Raw genomic sequence first — 308 nt, 5'->3', positions numbered from 1 at the left:
AAAGGAGATAGGGCCCATGCGGGTGCCCGTGATGTTGGGCTCCAGCTCAGTGCCGGTGTTGGTGGAAACCTCCCATCCTTCGATGCGAGAGCCGCGCTCTGAAGTGGTGACAATTGAAAGACTGGCATCGCCAACGGCCAGATCAACGAGCAGGAAATTGCCCAATACCGTGGTGAACACAGCGCGCAATCGTTGGCCGTCTGCGCTGGAGGACAGCGAGTCCCATTTGACGGTGTGGCCTCCGGGAATGGGCAACGTGGCGACCAACTCCCCAACTGCGCCGCCTGGCGGGCGGTACTGCTGGCCCC

1 protein-coding gene is annotated in these 308 nt (G+C 62.0%); it reads right to left on the bottom strand.

The window, feature by feature from the left end; translation table 11 throughout:
* Nucleotides 1–180, bottom strand: a 180-nt coding sequence (locus L995_RS34335; protein WP_231574417.1) for a hypothetical protein, incomplete at its 3' end; no start/stop codon positions are given.
* Between the last annotated feature and the right edge of the window lie 128 nt (nucleotides 181–308).

The organism is Delftia sp. ZNC0008 (assembly GCF_000799035.1).
In the GTDB taxonomy this organism is placed as follows: Bacteria; Pseudomonadota; Gammaproteobacteria; order Burkholderiales; family Burkholderiaceae_C; genus Comamonas; species Comamonas tsuruhatensis.
This window is presented reverse-complemented; position numbering and strand designations above follow the sequence as displayed.